This window comes from Streptomyces sp. NPDC042102 (genome assembly GCF_055582305.1).
Genome location: NZ_JBVJDL010000013.1, coordinates 36566 through 55473, shown reverse-complemented (window position 1 = coordinate 55473; position 18908 = coordinate 36566). Strand labels below are relative to the sequence as shown.

The 18908-nt window shown below is 73.1% G+C and carries 18 protein-coding genes and 1 tRNA gene; 9 read left to right on the top strand and 10 right to left on the bottom strand.

All coding sequences use genetic code 11. The annotated features are described in order from the left end of the window. Window positions 1-174: 174 nt before the first annotated feature. Together ACZ6KO_RS31180 and ACZ6KO_RS31175 are read right to left on the bottom strand one after the other, a co-directional pair. Window positions 175-1839, bottom strand: a complete 1665-nt coding sequence (locus ACZ6KO_RS31180; RefSeq protein WP_469307336.1) for a hypothetical protein — start codon at window positions 1837-1839, stop codon at window positions 175-177. Between the two features lie 79 nt (window positions 1840-1918). Beyond that, window positions 1919-3007 carry an ABC transporter ATP-binding protein gene (locus ACZ6KO_RS31175; RefSeq protein ID WP_469307335.1) on the bottom strand — a complete coding sequence of 363 codons (1089 nt, stop codon included), beginning with the start codon at window positions 3005-3007 and terminating at the stop codon, window positions 1919-1921. 194 nt (window positions 3008-3201) lie between these two features. On the opposite strand from ACZ6KO_RS31175, the gene ACZ6KO_RS31170 reads away from it, so the two are divergent. Both ACZ6KO_RS31170 and ACZ6KO_RS31165 read left to right on the top strand, forming a co-directional pair. Further along, window positions 3202-3275 (top strand) — tRNA-Thr (locus ACZ6KO_RS31170). A gap of 149 nt (window positions 3276-3424) precedes the next feature. Then, complete coding sequence (locus ACZ6KO_RS31165) at window positions 3425-3946, top strand: type II toxin-antitoxin system Phd/YefM family antitoxin (protein ID WP_469307334.1); 522 nt, start codon at window positions 3425-3427, stop codon at window positions 3944-3946. Between the two features lie 95 nt (window positions 3947-4041). Here ACZ6KO_RS31165 and ACZ6KO_RS31160 read toward each other — a convergent pair whose 3' ends face one another. Together ACZ6KO_RS31160 and ACZ6KO_RS31155 are read right to left on the bottom strand one after the other, a co-directional pair. Then, window positions 4042-4506 carry a hypothetical protein gene (locus ACZ6KO_RS31160; protein ID WP_469307333.1) on the bottom strand — a complete coding sequence of 155 codons (465 nt, stop codon included), beginning with the start codon at window positions 4504-4506 and terminating at the stop codon, window positions 4042-4044. Window positions 4507-4682: 176 nt separating this feature from the next. Next, window positions 4683-6080, bottom strand: a complete 1398-nt coding sequence (locus tag ACZ6KO_RS31155) for an NAD(P)/FAD-dependent oxidoreductase (protein ID WP_469307332.1) — start codon at window positions 6078-6080, stop codon at window positions 4683-4685. A 307-nt stretch (window positions 6081-6387) separates the two neighbouring features. On the opposite strand from ACZ6KO_RS31155, the gene ACZ6KO_RS31150 reads away from it, so the two are divergent. The 3 genes from ACZ6KO_RS31150 to ACZ6KO_RS31140 all read left to right on the top strand — a co-directional run bounded on the left by ACZ6KO_RS31150 (window position 6388) and on the right by ACZ6KO_RS31140 (window position 8743). Beyond that, window positions 6388-6975, top strand: coding sequence for a DsbA family protein (locus tag ACZ6KO_RS31150; RefSeq protein ID WP_469307331.1), 588 nt, complete (start codon window positions 6388-6390; stop codon window positions 6973-6975). A 96-nt stretch (window positions 6976-7071) separates the two neighbouring features. Further along, window positions 7072-7968 carry an aminoglycoside phosphotransferase family protein gene (locus ACZ6KO_RS31145; RefSeq protein WP_469307330.1) on the top strand — a complete coding sequence of 299 codons (897 nt, stop codon included), beginning with the start codon at window positions 7072-7074 and terminating at the stop codon, window positions 7966-7968. Between the two features lie 58 nt (window positions 7969-8026). Beyond that, a complete protein-coding gene (locus tag ACZ6KO_RS31140) occupies window positions 8027-8743 on the top strand; it encodes a pentapeptide repeat-containing protein (protein WP_469307329.1) in 717 nt (238 codons plus the stop codon). Between the two features lie 45 nt (window positions 8744-8788). Here the strand turns inward: ACZ6KO_RS31140 and ACZ6KO_RS31135 are convergent, their stop codons facing one another. The 4 genes from ACZ6KO_RS31135 to ACZ6KO_RS31120 form a co-directional block, all read right to left on the bottom strand. Continuing rightward, complete coding sequence (locus ACZ6KO_RS31135; protein ID WP_469307328.1) at window positions 8789-9292, bottom strand: hypothetical protein; 504 nt, start codon at window positions 9290-9292, stop codon at window positions 8789-8791. An 87-nt stretch (window positions 9293-9379) separates the two neighbouring features. Continuing rightward, entirely contained in the window at window positions 9380-10528 is a 1149-nt protein-coding gene (locus ACZ6KO_RS31130) for a M4 family metallopeptidase (protein WP_469307327.1), read from the bottom strand. A gap of 216 nt (window positions 10529-10744) precedes the next feature. After that, window positions 10745-11368: a response regulator gene (locus tag ACZ6KO_RS31125; RefSeq protein ID WP_469307326.1), complete on the bottom strand. Its 624-nt coding sequence runs from the start codon at window positions 11366-11368 to the stop codon at window positions 10745-10747. Next, window positions 11365-12525 (bottom strand): sensor histidine kinase, encoded by a 1161-nt coding sequence (locus ACZ6KO_RS31120; RefSeq protein WP_469307405.1) that lies wholly within the window; start codon window positions 12523-12525, stop codon window positions 11365-11367. The genes ACZ6KO_RS31125 and ACZ6KO_RS31120 overlap by 4 nt, the downstream gene beginning before the upstream one ends. 399 nt (window positions 12526-12924) lie before the next feature. Here ACZ6KO_RS31120 and ACZ6KO_RS31115 point away from each other — a divergent pair, with 399 nt between their 5' ends. Both ACZ6KO_RS31115 and ACZ6KO_RS31110 read left to right on the top strand, forming a co-directional pair. Next, a complete protein-coding gene (locus ACZ6KO_RS31115; protein WP_469307325.1) occupies window positions 12925-13449 on the top strand; it encodes a GlcG/HbpS family heme-binding protein in 525 nt (174 codons plus the stop codon). Between the two features lie 19 nt (window positions 13450-13468). Further along, on the top strand, window positions 13469-14899 hold the full coding sequence (locus ACZ6KO_RS31110; RefSeq protein ID WP_469307324.1) for a M1 family metallopeptidase: 1431 nt from the start codon (window positions 13469-13471) through the stop codon (window positions 14897-14899). Between the two features lie 162 nt (window positions 14900-15061). On the opposite strand, the gene ACZ6KO_RS31105 is transcribed toward ACZ6KO_RS31110, so the two are convergent. Then, window positions 15062-15637 (bottom strand): TerD family protein, encoded by a 576-nt coding sequence (locus ACZ6KO_RS31105; RefSeq protein WP_469307323.1) that lies wholly within the window; start codon window positions 15635-15637, stop codon window positions 15062-15064. 142 nt (window positions 15638-15779) lie between these two features. Between ACZ6KO_RS31105 and arfB the strand changes: the two genes are divergently transcribed. Beyond that, complete coding sequence (gene arfB, locus ACZ6KO_RS31100) at window positions 15780-16208, top strand: alternative ribosome rescue aminoacyl-tRNA hydrolase ArfB (RefSeq protein ID WP_469307322.1); 429 nt, start codon at window positions 15780-15782, stop codon at window positions 16206-16208. A 68-nt stretch (window positions 16209-16276) separates the two neighbouring features. Here the strand turns inward: arfB and ACZ6KO_RS31095 are convergent, their stop codons facing one another. After that, window positions 16277-16828: a flavin reductase family protein gene (locus ACZ6KO_RS31095; RefSeq protein ID WP_469307321.1), complete on the bottom strand. Its 552-nt coding sequence runs from the start codon at window positions 16826-16828 to the stop codon at window positions 16277-16279. A gap of 300 nt (window positions 16829-17128) precedes the next feature. On the opposite strand from ACZ6KO_RS31095, the gene cdgB reads away from it, so the two are divergent. Further along, the gene (gene cdgB, locus ACZ6KO_RS31090; protein ID WP_469307320.1) at window positions 17129-18904 is read left to right on the top strand and encodes a diguanylate cyclase CdgB; all 1776 of its coding nucleotides are present in this window, start codon (window positions 17129-17131) and stop codon (window positions 18902-18904) included. The last annotated feature ends 4 nt before the right edge of the window (window positions 18905-18908 follow it).

Sequence of the window (18908 nt, the reverse complement as noted above, 5' to 3'; positions counted from 1 at the left end):
TTAGTCACCCTGTCGGGGGATGGTTCGACGTGGCTTTTCGAATGGGGCGTTGACGTACGGGGACTCGAAATGCGCCGGTCTGCCGGGGAGTTTGCCGACCTGTCCGGGCGGGCGGGGCGCGGGGGCGGGGCAGCCCCGGGCCCGTCCTCCTGCCCGGCCGTGATTCCTGCCCGCTCACCGGGACAGGTATGCCCGGTAGTTCGCCACCGCCGGCAGGTCCGGGAGCCGGACGGGCCGCCAGCCGCGCGCGTGGGCGGGCACGGGATCGTCGCCGGCCGTCAGCACCACCACCGGCCGGTCGCGGGCCGTCCGCACCAGCTCGGCCGCCGTGATGCTGGCGTCGTGCCCGCCGGTCTGCCGCGAGGAGCACCCCAGCCGGAACGCCACCCGCACCGCCTCGTGCCCGCTCACCACGCACGGGGGCCGCACCCCCTGCGCGGCGAGTTCCGCCGCAACCGCGGTGAACGCCACGTGGTTGGCCCGGACGCGGGTCACCACCGCGTGCAGCACGGCGTACTGGACGGCGAAGTGCCCGGCGAGCGCCACGGCGAGCAGGGCGAGGGGCAGCCGGGCGGCCGCGCGGCTCCAGCCGTCGGACCGGATCCGCTGGACGAGCGCGACCAGGCCGGCCCCGGCGGGCAGGGCCAGCAGGGCGTAGGAGGGGAGCAGGAAGCGCGGTGCGGCGTACCCGAGGAACAGCAGGTACGGCAGGGCCAGCGCGGTCGCCGCCGCCGTGGCCAGGGCCAGCGCCGGTACGGCGGCGGGCCGGTCGGCCCAGGTCATGTGGACCCTCGTCGACGCGGCCGGCACGGCGGCGGCCTCGGTCACGGCGCCGGCCGCGGCGGCCGCGTGCGCCGTGCCGGCGGGGGCGTCGGCGGGCCCGCCCCCTCGGGGCCGCCGCTCCCACCCCGCCTGCCGCCTTCCGCGTACGGCGGCCCAGAGGCCGGCCGCGACCGCCGGCGGCACCAGGAACCACCACAGCGCCGTGACCGGCCGCCGCCACGGCACCCCGGCGCACGGCCGGCACAGGGTCCGCCCCTCCAGCCCCCGTACCTGGTCGGCCAGGGCCGGCCGCCACTCCAGGCCGCCCTGGATCTCGGCGGCCCGCCGCAGCCGCGCTGCCGTACCGCCGTACCGCCACTCCGCCTCGACGATCCATTCCGCCGCCCCCAGGGCGGTGCCGGCCGCCACCGCGAGCAGCAGGACCGGCCGCCGCCAGGGGCGGACCAGGGCCGCGGCCGCGGTCAGCGCGCCCGCCAGCCACAGCGCGTCGGAGGGGCGCAGCAGGGCCACGGCGCACAGGGCGGCCGCGAGCCCGCACAGCGGCCACCGGGCCCGGGCGGGGGTGGCGGCGGTCGCGGCGCGCAGGAAGCAGCCGACGGCGGCCAGGGCGCCGTACGCCACCCACAGGTTGGGCATCGCCTGCGGTCCGTAGAGGAGGGTGATCCACAGGCCGGTGAACAGGGCGGCGGCGGCCGTCAGCACGGACGCGGGCAGCAGCGGCCGCCACACCCGCAGGCAGAGCAGGAGCGCGGCTCCCGACAGCAGGGCGAGGCAGGCGTGCAGGACGGTGGGATCGGCCGTCCACCAGGTCACCGGGGCGATGAGGAAGGTGATGCCGCGGGCCCTGGGGGCGCTGAAGAAGGCCGCCGGGGCGTGCGGGTCGACCTGGCTGACGTACACGGTCTCGTCCCAGCCGAGGCCGGTGCCGGGGACGACGAGCAGCAGCTGGAGGAGGGTGTACGCGGCGGCGACGGCCGCCGGGCCGTGCCGCAGCGGGTCGGTGCGGGCGTGGCGGGCGGTCCACTGTCCCGGCAGGGGATCCAGGCGCAGGTCCATGGGACCACGCTGCGGGCCCGGGGGGCGGCGGGCGAGCGGAGGAGGGCCGTCCGGCCCCCCTCCGCACCTTTCGGGTGCCTCAGTCGGCGAGGCGCTCGCCGGTCGAGGTCGAGAACACGTGGATCTCGCCGGCGCGCGGGGTCACGTGCAGGACCGAGCCCTTCTCCGGCACCTGACGGCCGTTCACGCGGACCACGAGGTCCCCGGCCTTGGCGCCGACCTCGGCCGTGCCGTACACGTACCCGTCGGCGCCGAGCTCCTCGACCACGTTGACGGTGACGGCCAGACCGCCCTCGTCGGTGATGTCGAAGTGCTCGGGGCGCACGCCCACCGTCACGGTGCGGTCGCCCGCGTCGGCGGCGGCCGACAGCGCCTCGCGCGAGACCGGGACGACGCTCTCGCCGAACTTCACGCCGCCGTCGGTGATCGGCACCTCGACCAGGTTCATGGCGGGCGAGCCGATGAACCCGGCGACGAACAGGTTCGCCGGGCGGTCGTACATGTTGCGCGGGGTGTCGACCTGCTGGAGCAGACCGTCCTTGAGCACGGCCACCCGGTCGCCCATGGTCATGGCCTCGACCTGGTCGTGGGTGACGTACACGGTGGTGATGCCCAGGCGCCGCTGGAGGCCGGCGATCTGCGTACGGGTGGAGACGCGGAGCTTGGCGTCGAGGTTCGACAGCGGCTCGTCCATGAGGAAGACCTGCGGCTGGCGCACGATGGCGCGGCCCATGGCGACGCGCTGGCGCTGACCGCCGGACAGGGCCTTGGGCTTGCGGTCGAGGTAGGCGCGCAGGTCGAGGATGTCCGCGGCCTCCTCCACCTTCTTGCGGATGGTGGCCTTGTCGACACCGGCGATCTTGAGCGCGAAGCCCATGTTGTCGGCGACGGACATGTGCGGGTAGAGCGCGTAGTTCTGGAACACCATCGCGATGTCCCGGTCCTTGGGCGGCAGGTGCGTGACGTCGCGCTCGCCGATGCGGATGGAGCCGCCGTTGACGTCCTCCAGACCCGCGAGCATGCGCAGGGAGGTCGACTTGCCGCAGCCGGAGGGCCCGACGAGGACGAGGAACTCGCCGTCCTCGATGTGCAGCTCCAGCTGGTCGACGGCGGGCTTGTCGCCGCCGGGGTACAGCCGGGTCGCCTTGTCGAAGGTGACAGAAGCCATGGTGATGCATCCCTTCTACCGGCAGGAACGTGCCGGACGATCCGAGTGGAAGGAGTGTCTGGTCTAGTCCATGAAACGGACCGCTGGTGACGCTACCCGCCACCGCCCGTCCTGTCAGCACCCGAGGGCCCGCGCGCCCGTGAGATTTCCGACAGCCACCCGGCCCGGCCCTGGGTACACTGCACGGGCAGCATGCCTCCTTAGCTCAGCTGGCCAGAGCACCGCTCTTGTAAAGCGGGGGTCGTCGGTTCGAACCCGACAGGGGGCTCAAGGGAAAAGGCCCCTCGCCGATCATGGCGGGGGGCCTTTGACGTCCCGTTCAGAGGCCGCGCGCCACGTCCGCACTCCCTCACGCGTTGCGGCGAGGCCACTGCAGGCGCATATCTCAACTATGAGAGTTGTCATACACTGAAGCCCATGGAAACCAAGACGTACACGACCATCGACCTCCGTAAGGGGATGGGCGAGATCCTGGACCGGACCCGGATCGCCGGCGAAGCCGCAGCCATCACTCGCAAAGGGAAGACCGTCGCCTACTTGGTTCCAGCCGAGTGGTTCGAGCAGATGACCGCCATGCCCGCCCATGCACTCCACTTCGAGGAGTACGAGGGGGAACCCCGGCGGTTGCCGCCCATGCCCGAGCGCACCCCCCAAGCGCTCCGGCTGGCGATCCAGGAACACGCCCCGCACCTCCTCCCCGACTTCGAAGCCCACTGGAAGCGCGTCATCGGCAATGCCTTCAGCGTCACACCGGTGCCGGCCTTCATGCGCCTGTGGTGGACGCAGTACGCCATAGCGCGAGATCCCGTCCTCGACTCCCACATGCGCGATCTCGAAGCGCGCGCCGCCACATCCGAAGTCCCCGAGGAGTCCATGCGACTTCTGGAGGAGTACAGCCGTCTTCGGCACGAAGCCGCCGAGAGGGAACCGGGCGAGTGATCGACGAACCACCCCGGCCACCCTGGCAAATGGACTGGACGAAGCAGGCGCACGACGACTGCTGGGCCTGACCCTGGCGCCCCCTCAACCCTGCATCAGCTGCTCTTGGTCATCGCCACGGTGAAGCGGACGTCCTTGCCGGACTTGTACAGGGTGCGGTCCCACACCGACATGCTGGTCTTGGTCTGCAGTCTCAGCTGCAGGACCTCGCTCGCGTTGTTCCACTGGAAGTCGGCGAACCGGAAATTCCTTTCCGGGGTGCCTTTCAGCTCCGTCGAGCCGTAGTCCCATTGGCAGTCCCGCCGCGCATTGTCCTTGCACGTGGACCAGGCTCTGAGGTAGAGGCGGCAGTCGTTTCCGTGCCAGACGTCGATACGGCTCAGCCGGTCGTCGGACGAATGCCATTTCCCGGTGAAATTGTTGGCGACGCACAGGGCGGACGCGGAGCCCGCCGAGGTGAGCGTGAGGGTGGCCGACAGGGAAAGGGTCAGTGTGGCGGCCGCGAACAGGGCCGTGGTGCGGCGGCGCAGTGCGCCGCCTGCGGACGTGACGTGTGTCATCGCGAACCTCCGGCAACGTGTACTCACGATGGACTCATGCCATGGCCCCCGACTTTTCCAGCCCAGCACCCCTGGATTCTGATCGCAAGTCGGAAAGCCTTGTCCGGTGCGGTGTTCAACGGTTTATGCGGTCCATTGTGGACCGGTTGATGAATGCGAATGCGAATGCGCCGGCGTCAGTGGCGGCCCGCGACGCGGTCGGCCAGGCGGGCCAGGGGGGTGGTGGTCGGCGTGTGGGTGCGGGACTCGCGGCGGTCGGCCTCGCGGTAGGCGGCGTAGAGGGTGTGGACGCCGAGCCAGCGCAGGGGTTCCGGTTCCCAGCGGCGGACGCGGTGGTTGACCCAGGGGAGGGTGGTCAGTTCGGTGGGGCCGGCCTGGCCGGAGTCCTGCTGGACCAGGTCGCGCAGGGTACGGGCGGCGAGGTTGGCCGTGGCGACGCCGGAGCCGACGTATCCGCCGGCCCAGCCGAGGCCGGTGCTGCGGTCCAGGGTGACGGTGGCGCACCAGTCGCGGGGGACGCCGAGGACGCCGGACCAGGCGTGGGTGATGCCGACGCCGGTGAGCTGGGGGAAGAACGAGGTCAGGAGGGCGGACAGGGCCTTGATGGTGGCGGGCTGGGTGCGGCCGTCGTTGTCGGTGCGCGAGCCGAAGCGGTACGGGACGCCCCGGCCGCCCAGCGCGATGCGGTCGTCGGCGGTGCGCTGGGCGTACATGTAGGCGTGGGCCATGTCGCCGAGCGTGGCCCGGTCGTCCCAGCCGAGCTGTTCCCACGTGGACGCGGGCAGCGGCGCGGTGACGATCATCGAGGAGTTCATCGGCAGCCAGGCGCGCTTGTGGCCCTTGAGGGAGGCCGTGAACCCCTCGGTGCAGCGCAGGACGTACGGCGCGCGGACGGTGCCGTACGGGGTGACCGCCCGCTTGGGGGCGATCTCGGTGACCGGCGTGGACTCGTGGATGACGACGCCGAGGCGTTCGCACGCGGCGGCGAGCCCGGTGACCAGCTTGGCGGGGTGGATGCGCGCGCCGTGCGGGGTCCAGGACGAGCCGATGGCGTCGGCGACGTTGACGCGGGCGCGGGTGTCGCGGGCGCCGTAGAGCTCGCGGTCGCTCTCGCCGAAGGCGAGTTCGGCGGTGTGGAAGGCCTTCAGGCGGCCGAGCTGGGCGGGGGTACGGGCGACTTCGAGGACGCCGCCGCGGTGGATGTCGGCGTCGATGCCCTCCTTGGCGGCGACGTCGATGACCTCGGTGACGGTGTCGTTCATGGCCTGCTGGAGGCGGAGCGCGGCGTCGTGGCCGTGGAGCCGCGCGTACCGGTCGCGGCCCGCGATGCCGTTGTAGAGCCAGCCGCCGTTGCGGCCGGAGGCGCCGTAGCCGCAGAACTTCTGCTCGAGGACGGTGATCCGCAGGAAGGGCGCGGCCTGCTTGAGGTAGTACGCCGTCCACAGGCCGGTGTAGCCGCCGCCGATGATGACGACGTCGGCCGTGGCATCGGCGGTGAGGGGCTCGCGCGGCGGCGGGATGCCGTCGGTCGCGTACCAGAAGGAGATGCCGCCGTTGATCGTCGCGCTCGTCATGGGGGAGTGGTACACCGCCTTCCGGATGCCTGTCCAGGGTGGCCCCAGGGCTTAAGGAAGGTGTTGTGGTTCCGGGACTTTGGGCCTGGAATGAAGGTCGATTGGTTCGGATTCCTGCGGAAATGCGGTTCTAGGGTGGGGAGGGTTATTTCTGTCGTTCTGGTGGTTTTCGGTGAGAGGGCTGGTTTTCGTGCGGGGTCACGGGCGTGCGGTGGCGGTGGTGGCCCTCGTGGCGCTGCTCGGTGGGGCGGCCGTGGGGTGTGGAGGGCGGTCCGAAGGCGCCCCGGAAGGGGGCGGGGGCGGGGTCGTGCGGACCAGCTCGATCGCGGGGGAGCTGGCGGGACTGCCGGCGGCGGTGGACGGGGCCACGGTCGTGGTGGGGAGGGCCGATGCCCCGCACACGGCGCAGGTGCTCGTGGATCCGCGGTGCGGCTACTGCGCGAAGTTCGAGGCGGGCGGCGGTGAGGCGCTGCTGAAGCTGGCCGCGCAGGGGAAGGTGAAGATCGAGTACCTGCTGGCGTCGTTCCTGGACCAGGGCGGGGCCAGCGGCTCGGTCAAGGCGGTCAACGCGCTGCGGGCGTCGGTGGACGCGGGGAAGTTCGCCGAGTACCACGCGGCGGTCTTCGCCAGCCAGCCGTCGGGCGCCTTCACCGACGCACACCTGCTGGCCGTCGCGGACGCGGTGCCGGGGCTGCGCGGGGACGCCTTCGACAGGGCGGTGAAGGACATGACGTACCGGGGGTGGGTGGCGGACGCCGAGAAGGCCTTCGAGGCCACCGGGGCGCAGGGCACGCCGCTGGTGCTGGTGGACGGCAAGGCGGTGGGGGCCAAGGGCGGGGCGATGTTCGGCGCGAAGGCGTTCGGGGAGGCGCTGCACAGCGTCGGTGTCGGGTAGGGAGGGGAGGGGAGGGGAAGGGGAAGGAGGGAGCGGTTCGGGGCGCGCCCGGGGCTGTCCGGCGGATCGGGGTCGGATGGGTTCTAGGGTCGGGGCATGGTCGAGATTCCTGACGAACTGGCCCGCGCGCAGCTCACGTACAACGGCGAGGCGGGACGGGCCTTCATCGAGGGGCTGCCCGCGCGGGCGGCGCTGTTCCTGGAGCAGTGGGGGCTGCGGCGGTCGGGACCCGGGATGCACGGGGTGACCGCGCTGGTGCTGCCCGTCGTACGGGCGGACGGGTCGCCGGCGGCGCTGAAGATGCAGCTGCTCGACGAGGAGAGCGCGGGGGAACCGGCCGCGCTGCGCCGGTGGGACGGCGACGGCAGCGTACGGCTGCTGGAGCACGACGAACCGACCGGGACCCTGCTGCTGGAACGGCTCGACGAGACCCGGCACCTGTCGCGGCTCGCGGCGGCCGACCCGCGCCGTGCCGTGGGGGTGCTCGCGGAGCTGCTGGCGCGGCTGACGGCGGTACGGGCGCCGCACGGGATGCGCGCGCTGGGCGACATCGCCGCGCAGATGCTGGCCGATGTGCCGGACGCCGTACGGGAGTTGGCCGACCCGGGCGAGCGGCGGCTGCTCGCGGACTGCGCGGCGGCGCTCGCGGAGGTGGCGGACGAGCCGGGGGACCGGCTGCTGCACTGGGACCTGCACTTCGACAACGTGCTGGGCGCGCGGCGGGAGCCGTGGCTGGCGATCGACCCGAAGCCGCTGGCGGGGGACCCGGGGTTCGACCTGCTGCCGGCGATCGACAACCACTTCGTGGCCGGGGACGTCCTGTGGCGCTTCGACCTGATGACGGAGGTCCTCGGACTGGACCGGAAGCGGGCGGGGGCGTGGACGCTGGGGCGGGTGCTCCAGAACGCCCTGTGGGACATCGAGGACGGGGAGCGGGCGCTGCGGGAGGAGCAGGTGCTGGTGGCCGAGGAGCTGCTCGGGCAGCGCGCCTGACGCGTGGGTTCCGGGCCGTTCCCGGGCCGTTGTCAGTGGCGCGGGTCAGGATGGGGGGATGGCAGGCGGCGCGCGGAACGCGAAGAACTCGAAGAACGCGAAGAAGCAGACGGTGAAGGCGGCGCGGCGGCCGCAGGTGCGGCTGCCGGAGCTCACGGCGTACGCCGGCGGTGCCGGCGCAGCCGCTGTGCTGGAGCCGGACGGGGACTACGACGCGCTGGACTTCGCCGGCCTGGACTTCGGCGGCCAGGACGGGGCGGGGGCCCGGTTCATGGACTGCCGGCTCGCGGGGTGCCTGCTGGACGAGACCCGGCTGCGGAAGGCCCGGTTCCTGGACTCGGTGTTCGACGGGGTGCGGGGGGTCGGGACCGATCTGGCCGAGGCCCAGCTGCGGGACGTGGAGGTGGCCGAGGCCCGGCTGGGCGGGGTGCAGCTGCACGGGGCGGTGCTGGAGCGCGTCCACGTCCGGGGCGGGAAGATCGACTACCTGAACCTGCGGGCGGCCCGGCTGAAGGACGTGGTGTTCGAGGGCGTGGTGCTGGTCGAGCCGGACTTCGGCGGCGCGGTGCTGGAGCGGGTCGGGTTCCCCGGCTGTGTGATCGGGGGAGCCGACTTCTCCGGGGCGCGGCTGGCGGACGTGGACCTGCGGGAGGCGGCCCGGGTGGACGTCGCCCGCGGCCTGGACCGGCTGGCCGGGGCCGTGATCAGCCCGGCGCAGCTGATGGACCTGGCCCCGGCGTTCGCGGCGCAGCTGGGGGTGCGGGTGGAGCCGTAGGGAGTGCGGGAGGGGGTGCGGGAGGGGGTGCGGGAGGGATCCCGCTCACGCCGGTACGCGGGGGAAGCGGGACTGGAGGGTCCAGATCGCGGGGTTGTCGGCGAGGCCGTCGTGCATGTCGACGAGGTCCGCGATCAGGTCGTGCAGGAAGTCGCGGGCCTCGCGGCGCAGCAGCCGGTGGCTGAAGGTGAGCGGGGCCTCCTCCGGAGGCATCCAGTCCGCCTCGATGTCCACCCAGCCGAAGCGCCGCTCGAAGAGCATCCGGTCCGTGGACTCGGTGAAGTCGAGTTCCGCGTACTGGCGGTTCGACGAGCGGCTGCCGCGCGGGTCCTGGTCGAGCTGCTCGACGATGTCGCACAGCGCCCAGGCGAAGTCGAGCACCGGCACCCATCCCCAGGCTGTGGACACCTCCCGGTCCTCCTTGGTGTCGGCGAGGTAGACGTCGCCGCAGAAGAGGTCGTGGCGCAGCGCGTGGACGTCCGCGGACCGGTAGTCGGTCTGCGGGGGGTCCGGGAAGCGCCGGGAGAGGGAGTAACCGATGTCGAGCACGTCTTCGATGGTGTCACGTCGTGGGGGCGGGTGCCGCCGGGGTGTGCGGGCCGGCGACGGGGGCTGGCCGGCCCGGCCGGGGCGGGGTCAGCGGACGTTGACCGCCGACCAGGCCGCGCGCACGCGTCCGACCTCGGGGCCGGTCGCGCCGTAGAGGTCGGCGGCGGCCTGCACGGTGGCGGCGCGGGCGCGCGCGTAGTTGGTGGTGGAGGACATGTATCCGCTGCTCAGCGCCCGGTACCAGATGCGGACGGCCTTCTCCCGGCCGATCCCGAGCAGCTTGGAGCTGTCGATGGTCGGGGAGTCGTAGGCGACGCCGTTGACGACCTTGGGGCCGCTGCCCTCGGCGAGGAGGTAGAAGAAGTGCCGGGCCGGGCCGGAGGAGTACGCGGGGTCGAGGCGGCCGATGTCCCGGGACCAGTAGTCGGGGGAGCGGCCGTCGGTGCTGGGGCGGTCCATGGTGCGCAGCGGGCCGCCGGTGAAGACCTGCTCGCCGAAGTGGTAGTCGCCGACGTCGACGGGGTTCTCCGCGGCGAACTCGCCGGCGGCGGCCAGGATGTCCGCGGTGGCCACGCGCAGGCCGCCGGGCTCGCCGCTGTAGGTGAAGTTCGCGGTGGTGCTGATCAGGGGCTGGGCGAGGGTGTGGCCGACGACGTCGAGCGAGGCGAGGGATCTGCCGCCGGGTGCGGCGTCGCCGTAGTTGGCGCACAGGCAGCTGTCGTCCCAGAAGGCGTACGGGTACGAGGCGCCGTAGTGGACGCGGGAGGTGACGCCGCGCCCGTCGCCCAGTACGCCCTTGCGCCCGAAGGTGTTCAGGTAGAAGTCCCAGGTCGCGGTGGTGGCGTAGTGGGCGTCGACGCCGGCGGTCTGGCGGCCGGCGGCCGTGCCGTCGCCCCAGGTGTTGTCGGCGTCGGTGAACAGGACCCCGCCGCCGTTCTGGTTCATGGCGTCGACGGTGCGGGTGTCGCCGCGGGTGGTGTCGCGGAGGGTGTAGGCGCTGCCGGTGAAGTGGGCGGGCAGCGGCACCGTGCCGACGTACCGGCCGTGGCCGACGCCGGTCACCGGACCGGGGGCCGGGGCGGCAACCGTGGGTGCGGCGACCTTGGGTGCGGGGACCGGTCCGGCCGCGGCCGGGGCGGCCTGGACGGTGAGGGCGGCGACGGCCACGGCGGCCGCGGTGGCGGCGAGCAGGGCCGGGCGGCGGCGGGCGCCGGTGCGGGGGGTGGGGTGGGTCACTCGGGCTCCTTCGCTGGGCCTGGGTGGCGGCGCGAGTGAGCGTGCCAGCGGAATCCGGGGTTGGGCAGGTCTGGGACGGGCCCTGGGTGCCGGTTGTCCGAAGAGAGGGCACGACTGTCCGGTTTCCGACGTTGGAGGCAAATGTTCCGGGAGCGGGAGCGGGAGCGGGAGCGGGCGCGGGGGAGGGGGAGGTCCGGCCCGGTCCGGGAGAGCGGGCTAGGACGGCAGCAGGCGCTGCTCCTTCGCCACCGACACCGCTCCCGCGCGCGTGTCGACGCCGAGCTTGTCGTAGATCCGCCCCAGGTGGGTCTTGACCGTGGCCTCGCTGATGAACAGCGCCCGCGCGATCTCACGGTTGCTCAGCCCCCGGGCGAGCTGCCCCAGGATGTCCAGCTCACGTTCCGTCAGGGTGGGCCGGGTGCCGCGCATCCGGGCCATCACGCGGTTCGCGATCGGCGGCGAGAGGGTGGTGTGCCCCTGCGCGGCGGAGTGGATCGCGGCGAAGAGTTCCTCGGGCCGCTCCGCCTTCAGCAGGTAGCCGGTAGCGCCCGCGCCGATGGCGCGCGTGATGTCGGCGTCCGTGTCGTACGTGGTGAGGACCAGGACGTGCGGCGGGTCGGCGATGCCGGTGATCCGGCGGGTGGCCTCGACACCGTCGATGCCCTCGCCGAGCTGGAGGTCCATCAGGACGACGTCGGGCCGGAGTTTGGCGGCCAGGGCCACCGCCTCCTCCCCGCTGCCGGCCTCGCCGAGCACCTCGATGTCCGGTTCGCTGCCGAGGAGGGCCAGCAGGCCGGCACGGACGACGACATGGTCGTCGCAGAGCAGGATGGTCGTCATGGGGCGGGCTCCGTGGGGGTGTTCAGGGGTACGGCGGCCGACAGGACGGTCCCCTCGTGGGGGGCCGACTCGATGGTGAGCGTGCCGCCGAGCTGCCCGACCCGCGCGCGCATCGCGGGCAGCCCGTGGCCGCGGCCGGTGGCGCCGTCGGCGCGGGCGGCACCGGCCGCCCGTGGCTCGGCGAAGCCCCGGCCGTCGTCGGCGATGTCCAGGACGACCTGGTCGCCGAGGAAGGACAGGGTCAGCGCGGCGGCCCGGGCGCCGGAGTGCTCCCGTACGTTCGCCAGCGCGCCCTGGGCGATGCGCAGCAGCGCGGACTGGGTGCGGTCCGGGAGCGGGACGGGCGTGCCCTCCAGGTGGAACCGGACGGTGATGCCCGGACCGGCGTCCAGGGCGCGCAGCGCGTCGGGGAGGGCCTCCGGGCGGCCGGAGCCGTCGGCGAGCTCGGGGGGCGCGAGGTCGTGCACCAGGCGGCGGGCCTCGGCGAGGCCGCGGGCGGCGATGTCGGTGGCGGTACGGACGTGCGCGCGGGCGGTGCCGGGATCGGTGTCCCAGGTGCGGTCGGCGGCCTGCAGCAGCATCTGCTGGGAGGACAGGTGCTGGGCGAGGGTGTCGTGGATCTCCATCGACAGCCGCTGGCGCTCGGCGAGGGTGCCCTCGCGGCGCTCGGTGGCGGCGAGCTCCCGGCGGGTGCGGATGAGGTCGTCGATGAGCGCGCGCTGGGCCTCGGCCTGGCGCTCCATGTGGACGAACACGGCGGTGGCGAGCGCGGCGACCGCGGGCGGGGCGAGCAGCAGGTTCGGGTCGAACTGCTTGGCCAGCTTGAGCTGCGCGATCACGACGAAGACGGTGAGCAGGGCGACGAGGGCGATCGCCGCGCGGGGCGGGAGGGTGCGCAGGGCCGTGTAGAAGAGCGGGACCGCGCACCAGGCGAAGCTGGGGGCGAGGACGACCAGGACCACCCAGGTGGCGACGACCAGGCCGAGCCAGAACAGCCGGCGGACGGTGGGGGCGGCGCCGAGGGCGGGGCCGAGGACGTACAGGGCCGCCAGGGCGATGCTGAGGGCGATGATCCAGGGGGTGCGGGGTTCGCCGGGGTGGCGCAGGAGGAAGCGGGAGAGGGAGGCGGCGAGCAGGAGGAAGAAGGCCGTGTGCATGACGGCGGCGAGGGCGCGGGTGCGTTGCGCTTCGCTCACGGGGGCGGGCTCCTGTCGGATCTGTACGTGTCGTGCCGTACGTGTCGTGCCGTACGGGCGCACGTACGTACGTCCATCGTGCCTCGGGGAGGCGGGGCGGGCGGGGCCGGACAGCCGGTCCGGGGGTACCGGGACAGCCGGTCCGGGGGGTATCCGGACAGCACATACGCGGGTGGGGCCCGGCGCATCAGCCGATCGGTTGATACGGGGGTCATCCGGTCCGGGCGGGGAGGCGAGCCGGTCCGGGGACCGGTCGCAGGCGGGGGCGGCACCACGATGGAAGGGCGGCGAGCGCGCCGGCCGCAGCGAGCGAGCCACCCCGGCCAGCCACCCAGCCCCCAGCCACATGGAGTAGCCGATATGAACACCCGCACCCGCGTCCTCACCGGTACCGCCCTCGCCGTGGCCCTCGGGGCCGGCACCTTCGGGGCCGTCAGCGCCACCGCCGCGCCCGCCGCCAAGAAGAGCGACGACAAGAACTTCACCACCTCGACGCACCTCACCGTCGACGCCGCCGCCCGCGCCGCCCAGGCCGCGCTGGACGCCGCGAAGCAGGAGAACCAGAAGGTCACCGTCGCCGTCGTGGACCGCAACGGCAACACCATCGTCACCCTCCGTGGCGACGGCGCCGGCCCGCAGTCCTACGAGTCCGCCGAGCGCAAGGCCTTCACCGCCGTCTCCTGGAACGCCCCGACCTCCGTGCTCGTCGGCCGGCTGGCCCAGGCCCCCAACCTGAAGGACATCCCCGGCACCCTCTTCCTCGGCGGCGGCGTGCCGGTCCAGGCGGGCGGCGCCCCGGTCGCCGGTATCGGTGTCGCCGGTGCCCCCAGCGGCGACCTGGACGAGAAGTACGCCAAGGCCGGCGTCGAGTCGCTGTCCAAGTAAGGCGCTTAGGATCGGGCGCGTGGTCCACCGCGCGCTCGCCCTTCGCTCCGTCTCCGCCCCTGCCGCCGTCGCCGCAGCCGTACTCCTCGCCCTCACCACGGCGTGTACGGGCGGCACGGTGCAGGGGCGGCCCGGTGCGTCGGGGCTGCGCGACCCCTACTTCCCCAAGGCCGGCAACGGCGGTTACCAGGTGGAGCACTACGACCTCCGCCTCGCGTACGAGCCGGACGGCGGCCGCCTCTACGGCGTGGCCACCCTCACCGCCAAGGCCACCCAGGGCCTCAGCTCCTTCAACCTCGACCTCGACGGCATGACCGTCCAGGGCGTCACCGTGCAGGGCGAGGCCGCCCGCTTCAACCGCACCGGGCACGAGTTGACGGTGCGTCCGGCCGACGACCTGAAGAAGGGCGAGACCTTCCGTACCGAGGTGCGCTACTCGGGCCGGCCCAGGACGCTGGAGGACCCCGACGGCTCCCAGGAGGGCTGGATCCGTACGGAGGACGGCGCCGTCGCCGTCGGCGAGCCGCTGGGCTCCATGACCTGGTTCCCCGGCAACCACCACCCCAGCGACAAGGCGACGTACGACATCACGCTCGACGTGCCCCAGGGGTACGAGGCGGTGTCCAATGGCGAGTTGCGCTCCCGCACCGAGGACCCCGCCGGCGGGCGGACCGTGTTCGCCTGGCACGGCGCGGAGCCGATGGCCGGCTACCTGGCGACCGTGGCCGTCGGGAAGTACGAGATCTCGACCGGACGCAGCCGGACGGGTGTACCGGTCTACAACGCCGTCGCGCCCGGCGAGGCCGCGGACAGCGCCGCGCCGCTCGCGCGGATCCCGGAGATCGTGGACTGGGGCAGCCGCCGCTTCGGGCCGTACCCCTTCTCCTCCGCCGGGGCGATCGTCGAACCGACCGGGACCCTCGGCTACGCGCTGGAGACGCAGACCCGGCCGGTCTACTCCGGTGCGCCCGCGCTGGAGATCGTCGTGCACGAGCTCGCGCACCAGTGGTACGGCAACTCCGTGTCGCCGAAGTCCTGGAAGGACATGTGGCTCAACGAGGGCTTCGCGACGTACGCCGAATGGCTGTGGTCCGAGGACCACGAGGGCATCACGGCGCAGGAGCGCTTCGAGGCCTTCCTGGCGGGCGACACGGACGTCGATCCGGGCGCCGGCACCGAGTGGGACGCCTTCCCGCCCGCCTCCCCGCCCGCCGCCGGGCAGATCTCCGGTGAGCCGGTCTACTACCGGGGCGCGATGGTCCTGCACCGGATCCGGCAGGAGGTCGGCGACGAGAAGTTCTTCGCCCTGCTGCGCGACTGGGCCACCGACCACCGCAATGGGAACGTCTCCACGGCCGACTTCACCGCCTACGCGGAACGCCGGACCGGGCACGACCTGCGGAAGGTGTGGGACGTGTGGCTGTACGGCAAGGGCCGCCCCACGCTCTGACGGCCCGGCGCGTCACCCCGCGCCGCCGTCCGGGCACGTCGGCGCCTTCCCCCGGGCCGTGGAGCCGCGGAGGGGAGGCCCCGACGTGCGGACCTGCCCGGACCGGGTCGGACCCGGATCAGAGCCGGGTCCGAGCCGGGCCAGAGCCGGATCGGACCTGGATCAGACGTTGACGCCGAAGTCCTGGGCGATGCCCGCGAGGCCGGAGGCGTAGCCCTGGCCGACGGCGCGGAACTTCCACTCGGCACCGTTGCGGTACAGCTCGCCGAAGACCATGGCGGTCTCGGTCGCCGCGTCCTCGGAGAGGTCGTAGCGGGCGATCTCGGCGCCGCCGGCCTGGTTGACGACGCGGATGTACGCGTTGCGGACCTGGCCGAAGTTCTGGCTGCGGGACTCGGCGTCGTAGATCGAGACCGGGAAGACGATCTTGTCCACGTCGGCGGGGAGGCCGGCCAGGTTGACGTTGATCGCCTCGTCGTCGCCCGCGCCCTCGCCGGTGCGGTTGTCGCCGGTGTGGACGATGGTCTGGTCCGGGGTGGACTTGTTGTTGAAGAAGACGAAGTGGCCGTCGGAGACGACCTTGCCCATCGCGTTCACCGCGATGGCCGACGCGTCGAGGTCGAAGTCGACACCGGTCGTCGTCCGGACGTCCCAGCCGAGGCCGACCGTGACGGCCGCCAGGCCCGGCGCCTCCTTGGTGAGCGAGACGTTGCCGCCCTTGGACAGGCTTACAGCCATGGGATGTCCCTTTCCTCGTCTGCGTGCTGGGTGGAGCTTGCGGTCAAGTTACCGCTCACCTTCATAACGCCGGGAGATGCCCAACGGGTTCCCGCGCGAAATGCGGGTGACTGCGGCGTGGCGGGGGCGGATCATAGGGGACATGCCTGGTCCCTATGTCATCCGCGGTTCCGTCGTGCTGCCCGAGGCCGAGCTCACGTGGCGCTTCTCGCGGTCCTCGGGGCCGGGGGGCCAGCACGTGAACACCTCCGACAGCCGCGTGGAGCTGCTGTTCGACCTCGGCGCGACGAAGGCGCTGCCCGACGTGTGGAAGGAGCGCGCGCTGGAGCGGCTGGCCTCGCGGCTGGTCGACGGCGGCGTGGTCGTCGTACGCGCCTCCGAGCACCGGTCGCAGTGGCGCAACCGCGAGATGGCGCTGGTACGGCTGGCCGCCCTGCTGGCGGAGGCGACGGCGGCACCCCCGAAGCCGAGGCGGCCGACCCGGATCCCGCGGGGGATCAACGAGCGCCGCCTGCGCGAGAAGAAGGCCCGCGCCGAGACCAAACGCGGCCGCTCGGGCCGCGACTGGTAGACCCGGGAGCCCCGGGCCCCGCAGCGCCCCCGCAGCGCCCCCGAAGCATCCCGGAACGCCGGATCCCGTTACGCGCTCAGGTGGCGGTAGCGGCCGCGGAAGTACGTCAGGGGAGAGCCTCCCGGGGACGGGAGCGTGGCCGTCAGGACGTGGCCGATCACCAGCGTGTGGTCGCCCGCCGCCACCCGCGACTGCGTCCGGCACTCCAGCGTCGCCAGCGACCCGCCGATCAGCGGGGCCCCCGTCCGCTCGCCCCGCGTGACCGGCAGGTCCGCGAAGAGCAGCCGGTCGCTGATACGGCCCTTCATCGCGAAGCGGCCCGCCACCTTCAGCTGGTCGTCGGCCAGCACCGACACCGCCCACAGCGGCTGATCGGCCAGCAGGTCGTCCATGCGCGACCCCTCCCGCAGGCTCACCAGGACCAGCGGCGGGTCCAGCGAGACGGACATGAAGGCGGTCGCGGTCATGCCCACGTCCTCGCCGCGCGGCCCGTCCGGGGCCAGGGGCGGCTCGTGCGCGGTGACCAGCACCACACCCGCCGCCAGGCGCGACATCGCCGCCCGGAACTCGTCGTTGCTCACGGACACAGGATGAGCCTTCACAGGGGTCGTCTTCAGCACACCGCGACGCTAGTCTCGGCGACCCGCGCGGCACATCGGGCCCGAGTCCGAGCCGCGACACCGCCCCTCGGCCTAAGTCCTGCCGCCGAAATCCCGCCCGCGGGTCCCGCCCGCGCCCCCCGGCCGAGCCGGAGCACTCCCATCACATCATCAGATCGTGTGACTTGAGTCACAGAGGGCAAGATTTGTTGACCCTGTGTACCTGCGGCACAGCTCACTGTGATTCAGTGGACGGGACACCGCAACGAAGCGCCGATGACACACCTGGAGTTGCTGTCGAGGTCTCGGGGAGAGCGAGCAATGGAGACCGAGTCGGAGCCGTACGTCCGTCTTGCGACCCTGCGGCAGCTGCACCAGGTGGTGGCCGAACTCAACACGGCCCGTAGCCTGGCGGACACTCTGCAGACGGTCGTGGACGGCATCGTCGTGGGCCTCGGCTACGAACTCGCCGCCGTCAACCTCGTACGCCCCGACGGTGATCTCGTCGTCGCCGCCTTCGCCGGGGACCCCGCCGCCGAAGCCCTGATCACCGGCCGTGTCGGCTCCCGCGCCTCCTGGGACCGCCGCCTCACCATGGGCGAGTGCTGGGACGGCCTCCGCTTCATCCCGCACACCGAGGGCTGGGTCCTCATCGAGGACGACGTGCCCCAGTGGCACACCGACGGGCCGGACCCGCGCTTCGCGGACGAATGGCACCCCGAGGACCGGCTCTACGCCCCCATGTACGCCTCCGGCGGGGAACTGCTCGGCGTCATCTCCGTGGACAGACCCCGCAACGGGCGGCGCCCCGGCGCCTGGGGCCGCGAAGCGCTCCAGATGTACGCCTTCCAGGCCGCGATCGCGATCAGCAACGCCCGGCTCCGCGCCAACATGCAGCGCGCCCTGGTCCGCCTGGAGCGCGAGCAGCAGGCCCTGCGGGCCAGCGAGGAGTCCTTCCGCCAGGCCTTCGAGTACGCGCCCAGCGGCATGGCCATCGCCGAGATGGGCGGCGACCAGCACGGCCGGCTGCTGCGCACCAACGACGCCCTGTGCCGGCTGCTGGGCCGGCCCGCCTCCGTCCTGCGCCGCTACTCCTTCTCCGACCTCGTCCACCCCGAGGACATCGGCACCCTGCTGCGCACCTCCGCCGAGGGCGGCCGCGCCGAGCTGCGCCTGGGGCGCCGCGACGGCACGTACCTGTGGGTGAGCCTGCGCAACTCCGTGGTCGCCGACGCCGCCGACGGGCCCCGGTTCCTGCTCACCCACGTCGAGGACATCGAGGAGCGCAAGCGCCACGAGCTCCAGCTCGCGCACCGCGCCAGCCACGACTCGCTCACCGGCCTGCCCAACAGCGCCGAGCTGCGGGCCCGGCTCTCCGCCCGGTTGTGCCGGCTGCCGCAGTCGGTACGGGCGACCGCCGTGGAGGCCCTCGACGCGGCCTTCGAGGGCCGGCCGGCGGGGGAGGCGGACCACGGCCCCGGATACCGCCCCGGATACGGCCCAGGACCCGGCCACGAGCACGGCTTCCGGCCCGACGGCTATCCGGAGCCCTTCGACTACGCCGGGACGGCCCCCGGAGGCGGCATGGGCGCCGGGCCGGGCATGGGGCCGGGCCAGGGCGGGGGCGCGGGGGCGATGGGGGGCGCGTACGAGCACCACGTGCACGCGGTGGCGCCCGCGACCGACATCGACGACGGCACCAAGGGCCTGGCCGTCCTCTTCTGCGACCTCGACGGCTTCAAGTCGATCAACGACCGGTTCGGGCACCACACCGGTGACGCGGTCCTGATCGAGGTGGCCCGGCGGCTGTCGGCGTGCGTCAGGGACGGTGACACCGTCGCTCGGCTGGGTGGTGACGAATTCGTCGTCCTTGCCGACGGGCTCGGCTCGGCGGACGCCGCCGATCTCGCCGTACGGCTGCGCAACGCGATCATCCCGCCGATCCGGGTGGACGGCCGGGCGGTCCGCGTGGGCGCCAGTTTCGGCATCGGATGGGCCTCCTGCGGGATGTCGGCCGAGGAAGTGCTGCGCTCCGCCGACCAGCGGATGTACATCGAGAAAAGGTCGCGTTCCAAGACCCACCGGCGGGCCGGCTGAACCC